The organism is Sulfuricurvum sp. RIFCSPLOWO2_12_FULL_43_24 (genome assembly GCF_001829605.1).
Lineage (GTDB): Bacteria > Campylobacterota > Campylobacteria > Campylobacterales > Sulfurimonadaceae > Sulfuricurvum.
The window spans coordinates 1-509 of record NZ_MIBT01000127.1; the positions used below are offsets into that span (position 1 = coordinate 1).

1 pseudogene is annotated in these 509 nt (G+C 44.0%); it reads right to left on the reverse strand.

The features are described from left to right. Positions 1-509, reverse strand: a pseudogene (locus tag A3G19_RS12040) (M48 family peptidase); the annotation flags it as partial.

Here is a 509-nt window from a genome sequence, read left to right on the forward strand (position 1 = left end):
TTTACTTGCGTCGCTGATAAAGACACCGCTGCTGATGAAGCCCGTTTTCGCCATCAGTGCTTCAATCTGTTCCCGAAGCGCAGGGTCTTCCAGCGGAGTCACTTTGTCAAAAAAGAGAGCACGGATGGTCGGAAAAAACATGTTGATGGCAATAACAACTGCCATAATAAAGGTAAAACTCCACAACCACCATAGCTCACTGGAAGTGATAATCATCGATACAATCCAAACCATAAAACTACCGATAACAAGGGTTAAAAGGGTGCTGATAAGGGTATCTTTGACAAACTGAGCGGTAGATGAACGGTTAAATCCGTACTTGGCATCAATTTTGAATTTTGCGATCCAACCAAACGGCAGCATAACAAGACCATTAATTACAATAAGCCCCATCACGGCAATGATCGTTTGTGTTAGTGGACTTTGAGCGACTAACGCCGAATCGAGCCATGCCATCATTCCGCCGATCCAAATAAGAAAGAGTCCGTATTCAACAAACGTCTCCATCA